Source organism: Collinsella sp., assembly GCF_052346665.1.
In the GTDB taxonomy this organism is placed as follows: Bacteria; Actinomycetota; Coriobacteriia; order Coriobacteriales; family Coriobacteriaceae; genus Collinsella.
In genome coordinates this window covers 1-15,621 of record NZ_DAWDUX010000008.1, presented here as the reverse complement: position 1 = coordinate 15,621, position 15,621 = coordinate 1, and the positions used below count along the sequence as shown (strand labels likewise).

General features: G+C 63.2%; 15 protein-coding genes. 8 read left to right on the top strand and 7 right to left on the bottom strand.

Annotation, left to right across the window (positions count from 1 at the left end; translation table 11 throughout):
* Nucleotides 1–123: 123 nt before the first annotated feature.
* From ACT8II_RS02375 to ACT8II_RS02360, 4 genes are all read left to right on the top strand, one after another.
* On the top strand, nt 124–771 hold the full coding sequence (locus tag ACT8II_RS02375) for a GNAT family N-acetyltransferase (RefSeq protein WP_199588936.1): 648 nt from the start codon (nt 124–126) through the stop codon (nt 769–771).
* 34 nt (nt 772–805) lie between these two features.
* Nucleotides 806–2,128, top strand: coding sequence for a Fic family protein (locus tag ACT8II_RS02370; protein ID WP_443812920.1), 1,323 nt, complete (start codon nt 806–808; stop codon nt 2,126–2,128).
* A 141-nt stretch (nt 2,129–2,269) separates the two neighbouring features.
* A complete protein-coding gene (locus ACT8II_RS02365; RefSeq protein WP_443812919.1) occupies nt 2,270–3,973 on the top strand; it encodes a DUF2130 domain-containing protein in 1,704 nt (567 codons plus the stop codon).
* Nucleotides 3,974–3,979: 6 nt separating this feature from the next.
* Nucleotides 3,980–4,435 carry a nitrous oxide-stimulated promoter family protein gene (locus ACT8II_RS02360; protein ID WP_118654291.1) on the top strand — a complete coding sequence of 152 codons (456 nt, stop codon included), beginning with the start codon at nt 3,980–3,982 and terminating at the stop codon, nt 4,433–4,435.
* A gap of 146 nt (nt 4,436–4,581) precedes the next feature.
* On the opposite strand, the gene ACT8II_RS02355 is transcribed toward ACT8II_RS02360, so the two are convergent.
* Nucleotides 4,582–5,970: an APC family permease gene (locus ACT8II_RS02355; protein ID WP_443812918.1), complete on the bottom strand. Its 1,389-nt coding sequence runs from the start codon at nt 5,968–5,970 to the stop codon at nt 4,582–4,584.
* A 6-nt stretch (nt 5,971–5,976) separates the two neighbouring features.
* Nucleotides 5,977–6,876, bottom strand: a complete 900-nt coding sequence (modD, locus tag ACT8II_RS02350) for a ModD protein (RefSeq protein WP_443812917.1) — start codon at nt 6,874–6,876, stop codon at nt 5,977–5,979.
* 160 nt (nt 6,877–7,036) lie between these two features.
* On the opposite strand from modD, the gene guaA reads away from it, so the two are divergent.
* Nucleotides 7,037–8,020, top strand: a complete 984-nt coding sequence (gene guaA, locus ACT8II_RS02345; protein ID WP_294123216.1) for a glutamine-hydrolyzing GMP synthase — start codon at nt 7,037–7,039, stop codon at nt 8,018–8,020.
* 207 nt (nt 8,021–8,227) lie between these two features.
* Here the strand turns inward: guaA and ACT8II_RS02340 are convergent, their stop codons facing one another.
* From ACT8II_RS02340 to ACT8II_RS02330, 3 genes are all read right to left on the bottom strand, one after another.
* On the bottom strand, nt 8,228–9,751 hold the full coding sequence (locus ACT8II_RS02340) for an ATP-binding cassette domain-containing protein (RefSeq protein WP_443812916.1): 1,524 nt from the start codon (nt 9,749–9,751) through the stop codon (nt 8,228–8,230).
* Nucleotides 9,752–9,928: 177 nt separating this feature from the next.
* Nucleotides 9,929–10,240: a hypothetical protein gene (locus ACT8II_RS02335; protein ID WP_304291594.1), complete on the bottom strand. Its 312-nt coding sequence runs from the start codon at nt 10,238–10,240 to the stop codon at nt 9,929–9,931.
* 127 nt (nt 10,241–10,367) lie between these two features.
* Entirely contained in the window at nt 10,368–10,730 is a 363-nt protein-coding gene (locus ACT8II_RS02330; protein ID WP_294158802.1) for a NifB/NifX family molybdenum-iron cluster-binding protein, read from the bottom strand.
* A 192-nt stretch (nt 10,731–10,922) separates the two neighbouring features.
* Between ACT8II_RS02330 and ACT8II_RS02325 the strand changes: the two genes are divergently transcribed.
* The 3 genes from ACT8II_RS02325 (at nt 10,923) to ACT8II_RS02315 (ending at nt 13,584) form a co-directional block, all read left to right on the top strand.
* Nucleotides 10,923–11,657, top strand: a complete 735-nt coding sequence (locus tag ACT8II_RS02325) for a DUF4190 domain-containing protein (protein ID WP_118654284.1) — start codon at nt 10,923–10,925, stop codon at nt 11,655–11,657.
* Nucleotides 11,658–11,853: 196 nt separating this feature from the next.
* Entirely contained in the window at nt 11,854–12,273 is a 420-nt protein-coding gene (locus tag ACT8II_RS02320) for an XRE family transcriptional regulator (RefSeq protein ID WP_294123209.1), read from the top strand.
* Nucleotides 12,274–13,584 carry a serine/threonine protein kinase gene (locus ACT8II_RS02315; RefSeq protein WP_294123207.1) on the top strand — a complete coding sequence of 437 codons (1,311 nt, stop codon included), beginning with the start codon at nt 12,274–12,276 and terminating at the stop codon, nt 13,582–13,584.
* Nucleotides 13,585–13,709: 125 nt separating this feature from the next.
* On the opposite strand, the gene ACT8II_RS02310 is transcribed toward ACT8II_RS02315, so the two are convergent.
* Both ACT8II_RS02310 and ACT8II_RS02305 read right to left on the bottom strand, forming a co-directional pair.
* Nucleotides 13,710–14,567 carry a C39 family peptidase gene (locus tag ACT8II_RS02310; protein ID WP_118654281.1) on the bottom strand — a complete coding sequence of 286 codons (858 nt, stop codon included), beginning with the start codon at nt 14,565–14,567 and terminating at the stop codon, nt 13,710–13,712.
* A 241-nt stretch (nt 14,568–14,808) separates the two neighbouring features.
* Nucleotides 14,809–15,621 (bottom strand): DUF3516 domain-containing protein (locus ACT8II_RS02305; protein ID WP_443812915.1); only part of this gene is annotated, 813 nt, incomplete at its 5' end.

The following is a 15,621-nucleotide window of genomic DNA, read 5'->3' as shown; positions in this document are numbered from 1 at the left end:
AGGAGTTTATCAGCGGTTATGCCGTCGGTTTTGCCCGTCTACTTGCCCCTTCCGATTATTCGTTACAAAATCACTCGATTTGTGGCTTTCGACCCAGAGACGAGGGTGAAAAGGCACGCTACAATGACGCCGCAATCACCCTTCGATGGCTTTGGGAGTTCACTCGTGACGTTGTCCCTTCACATCGCATCCGTCGATCGCGACCGTGAGCGATACCGCGACCTGCTCCTGCTTGCCGATGAGCAGTGGGATATGGTCGAGCGCTATTTGCGCCGAGGCGATATGTACGCGGCGTTCGGATGGGGAGATTTGGGATGCGCTTCAGCTGAGAGCTCCGGACTCACCCCTATGAGTGGAGCCGAATCTGAGCTTTCGGTCCGGCCCGCGCCCGTCCTCGGTTGCATGATCGTGACTGACGAGGGCGTTGACGCCTCCGGTGCGCGCATTGCCGAGGTGAAGAACCTGGCGGTCGCTCCCGAGTTCCAGCGCCGCGGCGTGGGTCGCGCCCTTCTGGACTTTGCGGCCACCCGGTACGCGCCCACGCACGGCGTGCTGCAGGTGGGCACGGGGGATAGCCCGCTTACCGTGCCGTTTTACGAGACGTGCGGCTTCGCGCGTTCACATGTGCTGCCCAATTTCTTCGTCGACAACTACGACCATCCGATTATCGAGGCGGGAGTTCAGCTCAGGGACATGGTGTATCTGCGTCGCGCCCTTCCCTCAAGGGAAGACGGCGCCGCGAGCAGCTCGCTTCCAAAAGAGGGCACCTAACGGAAGTGAATCGAGTTTCACTTCCGTTAGCCATATGCTATCGGAAGTGAAATATAGTTCACTTCTCTTAAGCTACAATAACGGAAGTGAAATCCAGTTCACTTCCGTTAGCAGCTATGTAAAGGAAGTAAAAATGGTGGCAGCGGGCAGACGGCTTAATCAATGGCAGCCAATCTCGTATGAACAGCGAGCGTGGCAGCGCGACCCAGACGAGCTCGAGTTTTTTCCCAAAAGCGCCCGTAGAAGAATATTGCCCGAGTACGATGCCGCGGTTCCGCACATGATTACGCACAAGGACGTCTTCCTTGATTCGGTTCTTTCGGCGCGCATGTCCGACCTGCTCATATCGATCGCCCGTTTTGATGGCGAACAGGCTGAGCGCGGGTATGACCTGCCCGCCCTCCTGTTGAGAAGCGAATCCTCCGCAAGCTCTCAGATTGAACGGCTCACCTCAAGTGTTCGAAACGTCGCGTTGGCGGAGCTGACCGATGAGACGCCTCAGAACGCCCGCCTCATCGCGGGAAACATCGCTGCGATGCGAGAGGCGCTGTCCGCTCGTGACGAACTGACCGTCGAATCAATCCTCGATATTCATTGGGCTCTGATCAATTGGAGCGGTGAGACATTTGGAGGAGAGTTACGGGAAGAGCAGGTTTGGGTGGGAGGGACCCCGTACAGTCCCCACGGCGCTCAGTATGTGCCGCCGGCATGGGAGCGCGTTCCCGAGTATCTTGACGACATGGTTCGCTTTGCCTCACGCGATGATGTCGACCCCGTCGTTCAGGCCGCGGTTTTGCATGCACAGTTCGAAACGGTTCACCCGTTCATTGATGGGAACGGGCGGACGGGCCGTGTGTTGCTGCACAAGATGCTGCGCAAATCCGGGGTGATGTCCCATGTCACACTGCCCGTGTCCGCGGGCCTGCTTCACAACGTAGATGCCTACATGGAGTCTCTCGATGCGTATCAGCAAGGTGATCCCATCGCCGTGGTCAGGCAGCTCGTGGAGGCGCTTGAGTTGTCTCTTGTGGTGGGCAGGCTCGTGGCGAGGAGCCTCGATGACGTGTTCGAGGGCTGGCGCGAGATAATGACCGAGCGCGAAAATTCCAGCATCTATAAGCTGCCGTCCATATTGGCGGAGCAGCCGGTGGTCAACGTTGCGTACGTCGCGAGCGAATTGGATATCACTCCACGCGCGGCACAAAACGTTGTGTCCAGGGCATGTGAATATGAGATCTTACGGCCGATTGGAAACAGGCGTCGTGGTGTGTTCTTCCAGGCTGACGAACTGATCGCCATACTGGAGGAAGCCTCGAGTTTGCCGAGTATCCGCAGGATGGTGGCGTCTGTCCGATGAGCGCGCCGAGTGGACGCGTCGGGCGATCTCGCTCCGCGCGGTGCCGCGTACGAGTTTTGTCCGGACGGGCGGGTATAGTTCGAAGCATATGGAATGGGCTCGGATGAGCCTTCGGGTGGCGGCCAGACGAGGAGCAGGCATATGAACCAGATCACGTGCCCCAAGTGCGGGACGGTCATCAATCTCGATGAGAGCGATTACGAGGGTATCGTTCGCCAGGTGCGTGACGATCAGTTCGCCCATGAGGTGGAGGAGCGCGCCGCCTCGCTGCGTCGCGAGCACGAGCAGGCGCTCGAGCTCGCCCGCTCTCAGGCCAAGGCAGAGCTCGACCGCACGATGGCGGCCCAGAAGGCCGAGCTGCAGGAGGCGCTCGCACGCGGCGCGGCAGAGCTACAGGAGGCCAAGGCCCGCAGTGCCGCCGAGCTGCAGGAGGCGCGAGCGCAGGGCGCCGCGGCCCTGCAGGAGGCGAACGCGGCGAGCTCCGCAAAGCTGGCGAGCGAGCAGGCTGAGCGCGCCGCCGAGCTCATGCGTGTCCGTGCCGAGGCGGATGCCCGCATCGCCGAGCTCTCCGCCAAGCTCGAGTCCGCCGTTGAGGAGCGCGAGTCTGCGGTGAAGGTCGCCGCCCAGCGCGAGCGCATGGTCGTGCAGCAGGACGCCGCCGACAAAAAAGAGGAGCTGCGCCAGATGGTCGCCGCGCGCGATGCGCAGATCGCCTCGCTCAAGGCGCAGCTGGACGCCGGCGCCACCCAGCGAGATCTCGCGGTGACGCAAGCTGTGAATGAGGCGCGCACCGCCTTCGAGGAGGAGCGCGCCAAGCTCGCTCACGACCTGGATGCGGCTCGCTTTGACCTCGCGCGCGAAAAGGACGGCCGCGCCGCCGACCACGAGACGCGCGAGGCGGAGAAGCGGCAGATCGAGACCGCCCACGCGCTCGAGATCGAGCAGGCCCGCAAGAGCGCTCAGGACCTTATCCGCTACAAGGACGAGGAGATCGAGCGCCTGCGCGATATGAAGGCGCGCCTCTCCACCAAGATGGTGGGCGAGACCCTCGAGCAGCACTGCGAGACCCAGTTCAATCAGCTGCGCGCCACGGCGTTCCCTCGTGCCTACTTCGAGAAGGACAACGACGCCTCCGACGGCACCAAGGGTGACTTCATCTTCCGCGAGTGCGATGAGGCCGGTAACGAGATCGTCTCGATCATGTTCGAGATGAAGAACGAGAATGACACCACGGCCACCAAGCACAAGAACGAGGACTTCTTCAAGAAGCTCGATTCGGACCGCAAGAAGAAGGGCTGCGAGTACGCGGTGCTGGTCACTCTGCTCGAGCCGGAGAGCGAGCTGTACAACACGGGCATCGTGGACGTGAGCTACCGCTACGAGAAGATGTACGTGATCCGCCCGCAGTTCTTCATCCCCATGATCACGCTGCTGCGTAACGCCGCCATGAACGCGCTCGCCTACAAGCAGGAGCTCGAGCTCGTACGCCAACAGAACATCGACGTCACAGAGTTCGAGGAAAAGCTGCTGGGATTCCAGGAGGGCTTCAACCGCAACTACGACCTGGCGAGCCGCAAGTTCCAGACGGCCATCGATGAGATCGACGCCACCATCAAGCACCTGCAGAAGGTCAAGGACAATCTGATCTCGAGCGAGAACAACCTGCGTCTGGCGAACGACAAAGCCCAGGGGCTCAGCATCCGCAAGCTTACCTGGGGTAACAAAACCATGAAGGCGAAGTTCGACGAGGCCCGCGAGGAGGCGGAGCGCGCTGCCCGCGAGGGCGTCGCCGTCGAGGAGGCGCCGGGCGTCGATCCCGATTTTACGGATAGTTACGAGGTGTAGCGGACGATGGTGAAGAGCGAGGCGCGCCTGACGGCCGATGCGCTGAAGCGCAAGCGCGAACGCGAGCAGGAAATCGTAAGCCAGATGATCGCCTTGTATTGCAAGGGCAATCATTCCGCGCATCGTTCGGCGCCGCTGCGAGAGCGGGGCGGCGAGATGCAGCAGATGCGGGAGGGGGCGGCCCTTCGGGAGCAGGACTCCGGGGAGCGGCGGGACCTCTGTCCCGAATGCGCCGAGCTCGAGGCGTATGCCCACGCGCGCAGCGAGCACTGCCCGTTCATGGAAGAAAAGACGTTCTGCTCGAATTGCACGGTGCACTGCTACCGACCCGAGATGCTCGAGCGCATCCGCACGGTGATGCGGTACGCGGGTCCGCGCATGCTCTTCCATCATCCCGTGATGGCGATACGCCATATGATTGAGTCGCAGCGCGAGCGACGGCGCATCCGCTCATCGCGATAGAAGAAGCTATCTGATCTCGAGCGAGAACAACCTGCGTCTGGCGAACGACAAAGCCCGGGGCTCAGCATCCGCAAGCTCACGCGGAATAACCCCACCATGAAGGCCGCGTTTGCCGAGGCACGAGAGGAGTGTGCGCCCTCGGACGTCTACACGTCCCGCTTGGGCGTGAGCGCAAAGGTCATCACGAGGAGCAACGCCGTGAAGGCGACGACGAACGGCCAGCGTGTGGAATCTGAGATGCTCGACAGGCCGATGGCGAGCGAGCTGGCGAGTGCGATGGCCGGCGCTGCGGCACGGCGGGCGCGCGTGAGCGCGGGGGCATCCTCGCGCAGCGCCCCACAGAGGGCCTCGATGTAGTACAGCGGCAGGATCAGCATAGTCATTGCCACCATGACCTCGGAGATGTCGCCGTTGGGAAGCAGCCCAAGAGTGCTCACCACCGTGTGCACCCCTACCCAGAACAACGTGGTGACGAGCGCGATCATGGCGCTCACCACCGGGAAGCGCAGGGTCGGGTTCATGCGGCTCACGATGTGCTCGAACGGCATCATGTGGTGAAGCGCCAGGGACTGGGGCATGCGCAAGGTTGCGAGCACCATGCCGTTGGCACCTCCGAGTACGGCGATGAAGGCGATGACGTTGGGCAGCGCACCGGCTTGCTCGCCAAAGAGCTTGACGAACATGAGCGAGAGGCTGGTGTCGCCCGCCTCGATGACGGTCTGCGGGCCGAGGAAGCACGAGATGCCCACGAAGTACCCCAGATAGAGCACGAGGATGATGATGGGCGCGGCGACGAGGGCGCGGGGCAGGTTGCGCCGTGCGTCCTTGAGCTCGGGGGCGATGCTCACCGCGGAGCTCCATCCGTCGAAGGCAAAGGCGATGGGCGCGGCGGCGGCGATCCAGGCGGTGCCGGCTGCAGGGGCGGCGGCGATGCCGGAACTCAGCTGAGCGACCGGGTCGTTCACCATGAGGCCGATCACGCCTACGAGCACCAGCGGCAGGGCCTTGGCCAGCGTGGTGAGGTTTTGGAAGTAGCCGCTCAAGGTGGGCCACAGGATGTTCCACGCAGTGCAAGCCAACAGGAAGACCAGGCCGATGCTCATCTGCCAGGCAAACGTCCCGGGCAGGTTGAAGGTCATGCACGCGTACACGCCCACAACCCAGCTGAGCACGGAGCAGACGACGGGCATGTACAGAAAGGTGAAGTTCCAGCCGATGAACGCGGCACGGCGCGGGCCCAGGAATTCCTCCGCGTAGGCGATCAGGCCCCCGTGGCCGGTGGTGCGCGCGGCAAAGCGGGTCAGGGTGAGGCCGCCGAAGACGATGGTCGTGGCGGCGAGCAGCATCATGGCGACGCCGAGCGCGACGTTGCCGCCGGTGGCGATGAGGATGTTGTCGGACTTGAAGAAGATACCGGAGCCGATGCAGATACCCACAATCAGACAGATCGCGGTGAACAGCGAGTAGCGCTTCACCGGGGCGGCATCGGCGTTGGTAGCGCCGCCTTCGGTGGCGGACTTGGAGGAAGATGTCATGGTTTCCTATCCTAGGCGTCGCATGCGGACGCTCATGTCGATGGGCTTGGCGGTGAAGGGCGCGGTGGTGGCGAGTCCGTCCACGCCGGTGGCGGCGTATTCCCCCGCGTTTTCGGGGTCGACGCCTCCGGCGGCGATGATGGTGAGGCGCGGGTCGAGCGCGCGCAGGTTGCCCACCAGCTCGGCGAGCTCGTCGACCGCGACCTTGTCGAGCTGGACGCCGTCGACGCCGGCCCAGGCAACGGCCCCGCGCGAGGCGGCGCAGGCACGCGTGCAGGTGGCGTTGTGCCATGCGAGCGCGAGCGCCTGTTCGGCGTTCACCTCGACGAACAGCTTCTTCTCGATGCAGCGTGAACGGATCTGGGGCAGTTGCTCAATGAACGCGTCGATCCCTCCCATGAACGAGAGGTGATGGTCGAACACGAGGACGGTCTCGGACAGGCCCAGGCGGTGGGGGAACGCGCCGCCGGCGATGGTAGCCTCCACGAGGAGGTCCTTCACGCCCGGCATGCTCTTGCGCGTGGTGAGGATCTCGCAGGACGGGTTGGCGGCGTGCGCGGCGTCGACCATCGCGCGGGTCTTGGTCGCAACGGCGGAGAGATGGTCGAACACGTTGAGGCAGACCTTCCAGGCCTGATGGAGCTGGGCGGCCGTCCCGCCGAGGGTCATGAAGGCCTGGCCCGCCTCGAGCTCCGTGCCGTCGGGCAGGATGCATGCAACGGTGCACCCAAGCTTGGTTGCGATGCGGGAGGCCACCTCGCTTCCGGCGAGCACGCACGCCTCGCGGGTGAAGTACTCCATTTCCCCCGGTTGGGTGTCGACGCCCAGAATATGGCTGGTCAGGTCGATATAAGGCACGTCCTCGGCGATGAGCTCGTCGATGCGGGCGTCGGACAGGGTGACCATCGGTCCTCCTTAGACAGGTTCCTACGGTGGAAATCGTATCATCACCGCACGATTCTCCCGCATCTATCACGCGGAAAAGGCATAATGCTGTGTGATATATGACGTCCCGCCTACAAGACGTCCCATCGCGCCCATCGCGCGCGCCCTTGAAAGGAGACCCATGGATCTGAACAAGCGCCCCGACGACATGGTCCGCATCACCACCCCTGAGCTCGCTCAGGCTTTCATCGAGGAGCAGGTCGCCGCCTGCCGCGAGCAGATCGGCGATAAGAAGGCCCTCCTGGCCCTGTCCGGCGGCGTCGATTCCTCCGTGGTCGCCGCGCTGCTCATCAAGGCCATCGGCAAGCAGCTCATCTGCGTGCACGTGAACCACGGCCTCATGCGCAAGGGCGAGTCCGAGCAGGTCATCGATGTGTTCCGCAACCAGCTCGACGCCAACCTCGTTTACGTTGACGCCACGGATCGCTTCCTGTCCCTGCTCGACGGCGTGGCCGAGCCCGAGGCCAAGCGCAAGATCATCGGCGCCGAGTTCATCCGCGTGTTCGAAGAGGAGGCCCGCAAGGTGGGCGACGAGGTTTCCTTCCTCGCCCAGGGCACCATCTACCCCGACATCCTCGAGTCCGACGGCGTGAAGGCCCACCACAACGTGGGCGGCCTGCCCGACGACCTGCAGTTCGAGCTCTGCGAGCCCGTCCGCCTGCTGTACAAGGACGAGGTCCGCGTAGTCGGTCGCGAGCTCGGCCTGCCCGAGAACATGGTTGAGCGTCAGCCCTTCCCGGGCCCTGGCCTGGGCGTGCGCTGCCTCGGCGCCATCACCCGTGATCGCCTGGAGGCCCTGCGCGAGGCCGACGCCATCCTGCGTGAGGAGTTCGCCGCGGCAGGCCTTGAGGGCAAGGTCTGGCAGTACTTCGTCTCCGTGCCCGACTTCCGCGTCACCGGCGTGAAGGAGGGCAAGCGCCTCTACGAGTGGCCGGCGTTCATCCGCGCCGTCAACACCGTCGATGCCATGACCGCCGAGGTGCCCGAGCTCGACTGGGCGCTCCTCAAGAAGATCGGCGACCGCATCGCCTCTGAGGTCGACGGCATCTGCCGCGTCCTGTACGACCTCACCCCGAAGCCCTGCGGGACCATCGAGTTCGAGTAGTTTGAACTGACACTTCGTCGGATTTCGCGCGTAACGCGCGTCGACGGGGGAAAGGCCGGCCCACATGGGTCGGCCTTTCTTGTTTTGTTGCAGTGGACCAAGGGATTGCTAAGTAGACGCGGGGATTCACGAAGTTGCTAACTGCGGTTTTCTTCTTGAGAATCTTATTGGTACTCGATCTGTCGCCCGTTTACTGCAACAAAACGCTTAGTGCTGCGTCACCGTCAGCGCGCCCGCTTCGATTTCCCAGGTGATGCTTGTACACGCGCGCAGGAACGCATGGTCGTGGCTCACGAGGAGCAGCGCTCCTCCGAATTGCGTGAGCGCTTGCTCCAATGCCTCAACCGAATGCAGGTCGAGGTGGTTGGTGGGCTCGTCCATGATGATGAGAGCGGGGGCGTCCAGCAGGCCGCGGGCAATCATCAGTTTTCGCAGCTCACCGGGGCTGGTTGCAGCGCCTTCCATGATGCGGTCGGGTTCTGAGTTCAGCTGCGCCACGCAGCTGAATACATGTCCGCGGTCGGTAGGGGAGAGGGAGCGGACCTCTTCGAGTATCTGCGACCGTTGCTCCCGACTCGGCTCTTGGGGTATGTCGAGGATTGTGAGGGCGTGCGCATCTCGGTGTTCTGCCTGCAGATGCAAGAGCGCGCGAAGATGGTCGAGCAGGGTGGTCTTTCCGGCACCATTTGGCCCAACGATCCCGATGCGTTCTGTATTTCCCACAAAGAGCTCCGGCAGCTCGAGTTCGCTCTCGCCGCACGGGATACGGCCCGCGGGAATGTGGAGCACGGTCTTGCGGGAGCTGGGCTCGGCGTTCAGAAACAGGCTGCCATCGTAGCGCTTGGGCACGAACGTCGCGGCAGCCCTGTCTTGCGCCGCGGCCATGCGCCCATCCATTTGGCGCAGCAGTTTGCCGCGGGCGCCGTCCTGACCCGTAAAGATGGCGAGGTCGATTTTGGCGCGTGCGCTTTTGTCCTTGGGGTCGAGCCCTCGTTTCGAGCGCCTGGCATCCGCCCGTGCAGCCTCCTGAGCGCGCTGCTCGCGCTCGGCGGAAAGGCGCGCGAGATAATCCTTCGCCCTCTTTCGTTCGTCTATCGCGGTCATTCGCTCTCGTTCCGCCTGGCTGCTTGCTTGCGAGTATCCGCCGGGGCGGATGACGATGTGAGTCTCCCCACGGGGCCCGCTTGCCTCGAACGACGCGCAGCGCGATACGAGCGCATCCAGCAGCTCGCGGTCGTGACTCACGAGGATGCCGACGCCGGTGAAGCTGGCCAGCAGTCCTGTCAGTTGGGCACGGGCCTCGCGATCGAGGTGATTGGTCGGTTCATCCACAACGAGCGCATCGGGTCGTTGCCAGAGGGAGCAGGCGATCTGCAGCTTTTTGCGCTCGCCGATGCTCAGCTCGTCCCAGCGCCATGGCATGTCGTCGGTGAGATTCAACTGCGTGCAAAGGCCGCGTGCCTCGCGACCGAAGTCGAGTGCGAAGTCCGCGAGCGCATGGGGTGCCTCATCAGCTTCTTGCGGACAATAGACGGCGAACAGCCCGTTCGATACGGTGCCGGAGTCGGGCGCGATCAAGCCGCAGGCGATTTTGGCGAGCGTTGACTTGCCGCAGCCGTTGTCACCCAAAAGGCCAGTCCAGCCCTGCGGGAAGGCGATGGTCACGTTATTTAGAATGGGGTCTTGCGCCGCTGGGTGCGTGTAGGTCACGCGCGTGAGTGCGAGCTGCATGAAGACATCCCCTCCTTGTTCTATCGGAGGTCAACGGGTCGGTTGATGGGGATGTCTAAAAGCGCATGGTCGCCTTGTCTCTTCGCGGTGACGCCCTCGCATGGGCCCGAATCTATCGGGCGGGCGAGTCAGAGTCTAACACGGGATCGTGATGCCAGCATGTGGAACGCAGGCGACCTATCGTTTTTGCGCGTGGCTTGTGAGGTGCCAGCCGTTGCAATATGGGCAGCGGTAGATCGAGAGCCCACGTCTCCCGTGTTCCTCGCAGGAAATCAGGGCCGCTTCTGCCTCGGGGCGGCTTGCGTAGCGGTTCTTCGACTCGCAAGCCTTGTGGCGGAGGGCTGCGTCATGTTCAGCGTCGATTCGTTCTTCGCGTGCATGTTCGCGAGCAAAGAGGTCGTCCATGCCGCCAGCGCTCAAGCCGTCCTCAAGGTCGGCCTCGAATGCCGCTCGTTGCTTGGCGCGCGCTGAGCGCTTGTTGCTCGCCATGGAAACTCCCATCGATAAAGGAATCGGGGCGGGTATCGCAGATTGCTGCGCTCGTCCCTGATTGAATCGCTGTTTGTGCGAACGGCACGAGACCTGAACGACTGTGGGCGGAATTACCCTCGGTCTTCTAGTGGTGACAGGCGTGCTCGGGACCCATGGCGTCGAGCTGCCCAGTGGCGATGCGCTCGGCGGCGGCTCCCACGGTCGCGGACTCAGCATCGTGCAGGACGGTGATGCCCGCGGCGGCAAAGCCTTGCATGGGGCGCATGCCCATGCCTACGGCCACGATGGCGTCGATACCGGCCTCGGAGAGGATACGCACGGGCCGCATGCAGCCGCCCTCTTCGTGAGGGGGATTGGCGATGGTACCCTCGACGGAGACCTTGCCGTCCTCGATGTTCAGGATGGTGAAGCAGTCGGCGTGGCCAAAATGCGCGGAACGCTGGGCGTCAAAGCCGCCTTTGCCAATGGAGGGAACTGCGAGCTTCATGTGCAAAACCGCCTTTCCGGGCGTGTCCATTGACGCGCGGTGAAGATAAACCGACACCCATGGTAACGCGTTTCCGCTCGCTCCGCATGTCGAGGCCTTAGCTCGCAGCTAATGAAATCCCCGGCAGAGGTGTAAATAATGGGGGGTGTCGAGGCGACTTGAGGGATAGGTCGCTGTCATGGGAGGGAAAACGTGGAAAATAATCAGGTAAAACAGCCGCGTTCCGGGATCGCCATTGCCGGGTTGGTGCTCGGAATCATCGCGCTCCTCACGTCCTTGCTGCCGATCATCAACAACGTGTCGTTCTTCATGGCGCTCGTCGGCGCCGTGCTCGCCATTGCCGGGCTTGTGTCTTGCCTGCGTGGAAAGCGCGCGGGCAAGGGCCTCGCCATCGCCGCGATTGTGGTGAACATCGTTTCCGTTGCAGCTGTTTTGGGTAGCCAGAGCATGTATAGCGCTGCAATCGACGACGCCGTGAACGGCCCGAAGGCCGTGCAGTCTTCAAAGGACGATGCCTCTGAGGACGATGATTCCAGCGATGATGAGCCTACGTCGTCTGCTGATGAGAAGCTCGCCGTGGGAGCTTCGGTCGAGCTGTCCAACGGCATGACGGTTTCGGTGGACGAGGTCACGCCGGGCCTCACCAATTACGATGGCACCGCCATGACCGGTGTGCGCGTCACCTACACGAACAACAGCGATGAAAAGCTATCGTTCAACTCGTACGACTGGAAGGGGGAGAGCGCGAACGGCGTCCAGGGCGATAATACGTATTATTCCGAGGCGACCGAAGAGCTTTCCTTTGGTGACCTGTCGGCGGGAGGCACGGTGAGCGGCTATGTGTACTTCGAGGGCGATGTCTCGAGCATCCTGTATTATTCTTCGCCATTTGCCGACAAGCCCGCTGCGACTTGGGCGATAGCCTAAGCGGTTTGAACGGGGTGCCGCTGAGATTTCGCGCGGGCGTGGGGAATCTCGGCACATGTGAGGTGCTTGGCGAAAGTCCCGGCATAATCGCATCGATCGGAACGTGGCGGTGATTTGGGCCAAAGGGGCGCATCGGGCATGCGCCCCTTTGCGTAGAACGTGATTACAATGGGAATGGAGAAAGTGGAGGCCGGTCATGACGGAGCGGTTAACTGAAGAAGTGCTGCAGGAGCTGTTGGATGCTCCGAGCCTCGACGCGTTCGTCGACGGGCGCGAATTCCCTGCTGAGACGCTGGTGGGATTCTTGGGGCGCATGCTCGAGAAAAAGCACCTCAAGCGCTCGCGCGTGGTGCGCATGGCAGACCTCAACGAGACGTTCGGCTACCAGATCTTCACGGGCGCCCGCAACCCCTCGCGCGACAAGGTCCTGCAGATTGCCTTCGCCATGGCACTCACCCTGCGCGAGACGAACCGGGCGCTCAGAGCCGCCGGGACGAGCTCCCTCAACCCCAAATGCCGCCGCGATGCAATCATCATCTTTTGCATCGGCCAGGGGTGCAGCCTCCAGAAGGTGAACGAGGAACTGTATCGCCTGGGCGAGGAGACCGTCTGCTAAATGTCTCCGTGCGCTGGTATGATGCAGGTCATGGGGAATTCCGAAGACATATCCACATTCAATGCCTCGAACCGGGGGGACGGCGCGTTCCGCCACGAGCTCGAGGTGTTCCTGTCCCGCGCGTCCGAGGCCACGACGTGGCATGTCGAGCGGGTGATCAAGCAGTCCGACTTTGAGACGACCGAGTTGGTCCGCGGGTGCCCGGGTGCTGGCAGGGCCGGCAGGTACATCCGCAAGACCATCGACGCCTCTTCAGGCGTCGGCGGGGCGTATGAGGAGCTGTGGCGCGCCCAGGAGCAGGGAATGAGCCTTGCCTGCGTCCCAAGGCTGATTGAGTGCTCGCGCAACGGCGGCACGATGACCGTCGTGATGGAGCACGTCGACGGCTGTACGGTCGAAGAGCTGGAGCGGGCTCTCGGCGCGGGCGAGGTGCTCGCCACCTCGGTGCTGCCCGCTTTGTGCCGGTCGGTGACGGAACTGCACACGGCGTTCGACCGCCCGATCATCCATCGAGACCTCAAGCCGACGAATGTGATTATGCGTGGCGGCGAGGCGGTCATCATCGACTTCGGGAGTGCGCGCACGTGGAATCCCGATGCGTCGACCGACACCACGCATTTCCTCACGCGATGCTACGCCCCGCCCGAGCAGTTCGGGTTCGGGCAGACCGACGAACGCACCGATGTCTACGCGCTCGGCAAGATCCTCTATTTCTGTCTGACGGGTGAGCAGCCCCCGAATATCTGCGGGGCCGAGGAATGCACCCAAAGGGGCATCGGAGGCGCATGGGCGCAGGCCATAGGAACTGCGTGCGCGTTCGATCCCGCTGCCCGGTATGGCTCGGTTGCGGATTTCGGCGCAGCGGTCACCGCCGCGGCCGGGCGTGTGCCCGCCGGCGTGTCAAAGCGAGGGGCCGGCGCAGCTCCCGCCTTGCGAGAGTCCACGAGGGTCTTGCGAGAGTCTGCAAATAGCCGGAGGCAATCGGTCCGTGTTCCCACGTGGATGGGGCGGGCCTGGAACGTCTGGGTCCTGCTGATGCTCGTCGCGATGCTGTGGATGAGCGTCGACACGATCTTCAACCCTTTGCCGCAGGATGCGGGGAAGTCTGTGGGGCTCCTGTTCGTTCAGAACATCGTCTGCATCGATCCCATATTGATCATCGGGTCCTACCTGATGCTCGATCGCCGCAGGATCCGCGAGAGGTGTCCCGCCTTGGCGCGATGGGGCGTTTTGCGCGAAACCGTCTACGGCCTCATCGTGATCGTCGCCATCCTCTTTGGGGGTGCGCTCATCATGGTTCTGGTTGAGTGATCGTAAACTCACAACGACGTGGCTGTGGAGCTGAAATCGCACCGTGTCCAAAGTGTCGCGCGTTCGGCGGCGGGGCCGGTGCGTCCGCTCTGCGGCCGTGGGCAGATGCGTCCCGCCTCGTCTGTCTAGAGGCTGAAAGCCCACAGGTTGGCGCATTGCGCGAGAATGCGCTCGAGGTCCCAGGGGTGCGTGCTGTTCTGCTCGCTGTTGGGGTCTCGCACCGTAACCTGTCCGTTCTCGGCGAGGCCCGCGAGTACGATGAAATGCCCCGTGGTCGTGAAGTCGCCGGGCCGTACGCTGCAGATGACGGGGTGGCCCGCCTCTAACTCGGCGCGGACGGCATCGGCGGATGCTGAGATTTCCCGGGAGTTCAGGCCGATTGAAGCCGCTCCGTCGCTCATGAGGGTCCATGCGGTCATGCCGTCAACGGTGTGGCCCTGTTCCTCACTGAGGCGAGCCATCGCGGTGGGATCGAGATTCGTGTTTCCCGTTAGCGCGACGTATGCCATGGACAGGCACGTGGGCCCGCAGCCATTTTCGCGCATGTTTCCACCGGCGTAGGGCTCCTCGGACCATTGAGGATCGGTTTGGTACAGGTATGGAACTTCGCCCTGCCGCCACCCCCCCACGGGCGTGGAGCTCGCCGGTTCGCCCTTGCCGGCGACGGGACTCGTGAGCGTTTCTATGCGTCCTCTGATGAGCGACTGCGCGACGAATAGGGCGGCGAGCGCAAGGGCTGCCACGAGGATGAGCTTGCCCCGACCGCGCCCTCGTTGCCTCTTGCGTTCGCGTCGCCCGTCACCGGAATCAAATCCGCTATCGGGCCTGAAGCACCCGCCGCTCGCCTTGCGCCTTGCGCCTGCCGTCTGTTCCGCGCCCGCCGTCGGGCCCTGCCCGTTCCCGCGTCTGAAGCGCCCGCTGTCGATGGGTCCGTCGAAGACACGCGTGGGGCGGTATGCGGGCTGGCGTCTTTGGGTGTGCATGGCGGTCCTCCATGGTCGGTATGTGTACAACACCCATGGTGACCTGCACTTCTAACTCGATGATGACGCTACCGTGACGGAACGGTCACAGTGCTAAAGGAGGGGTTAAACCTTTCTTAACACAGTGTGAACCTCCCGGCGGGGACGGGAGGCAGCCGTGCCCCCCGCGCTCGGGTCCCGTCGCCGCCGGGCTGACGCGTGCCGTCCGGTGCACGGCCAATCGTATGCCGTCCTACTCGGGTCAGTCGGCGAGGTCTTCGAAGGACCCTGCGCGGTAATTCTTGAAAACGATGCCATCGCCGTCCTGCGTGGCGTCCAGATCGACGTCGGCCATGATGCCGAAGTCGTGGTCGCCGTCCGAGTCGTGGAAGATCTGGTGCACATGCCAGACGTGCTCGCTGAGTTCGTCAGAATCATCGATCTCGAGGAACGCGGCCGATCGCGCATCGGCATCGGTGAGCAGGTCCTCGTGGGCCCCGTAGAACGCATCGAGCACGCGGCCCCAGCGGAACTCGCCGAAGCCCCAGTCCTCGTCGAGGGCTCCGAGTTCGGCGGCCTTATCGAGAGCGGCGAGGCGCACGCGCTGGAACAAAGCGTTGCGGACCATGAGCGTCATGCCGCGGCGGTCGGCTACCACCTCGTCGGTTCGCTTGAGCGGTGCCGCTCCGGGCGCCGCTCCGGCGTTCTCCCATTCGTCCACCAGGCTGGAGTCGACCGAACGCACGACGAGGCCCAGCCACGAGACGATATCGTCGAGCTCTTCCGTCCCGCGCTCGACCGGCACGGTGCGGTCGAGCGAGCGGTAGGCCTCGGTGAGGTAGCGTAGAAGAATGCCCTCGCAGCGAGCGATCTTGTACTGGGCGATGTAGCTCTTGAAGTCGCAGCCCGTTTCGAGCATGTCGCGCAGCACGGACTTGGGGCTGAGCTCGTAGTCGTTCGCCCAGGGCACCTGCGCGCAGTACTTCGCGAACGCGACCTCGAGCATGTCCTCGAGCGGCTTGGGGTAGCTGACGTCCTCGAGGCGGTCCAGGCGCTCTTCGAAGTCCACGCCCTC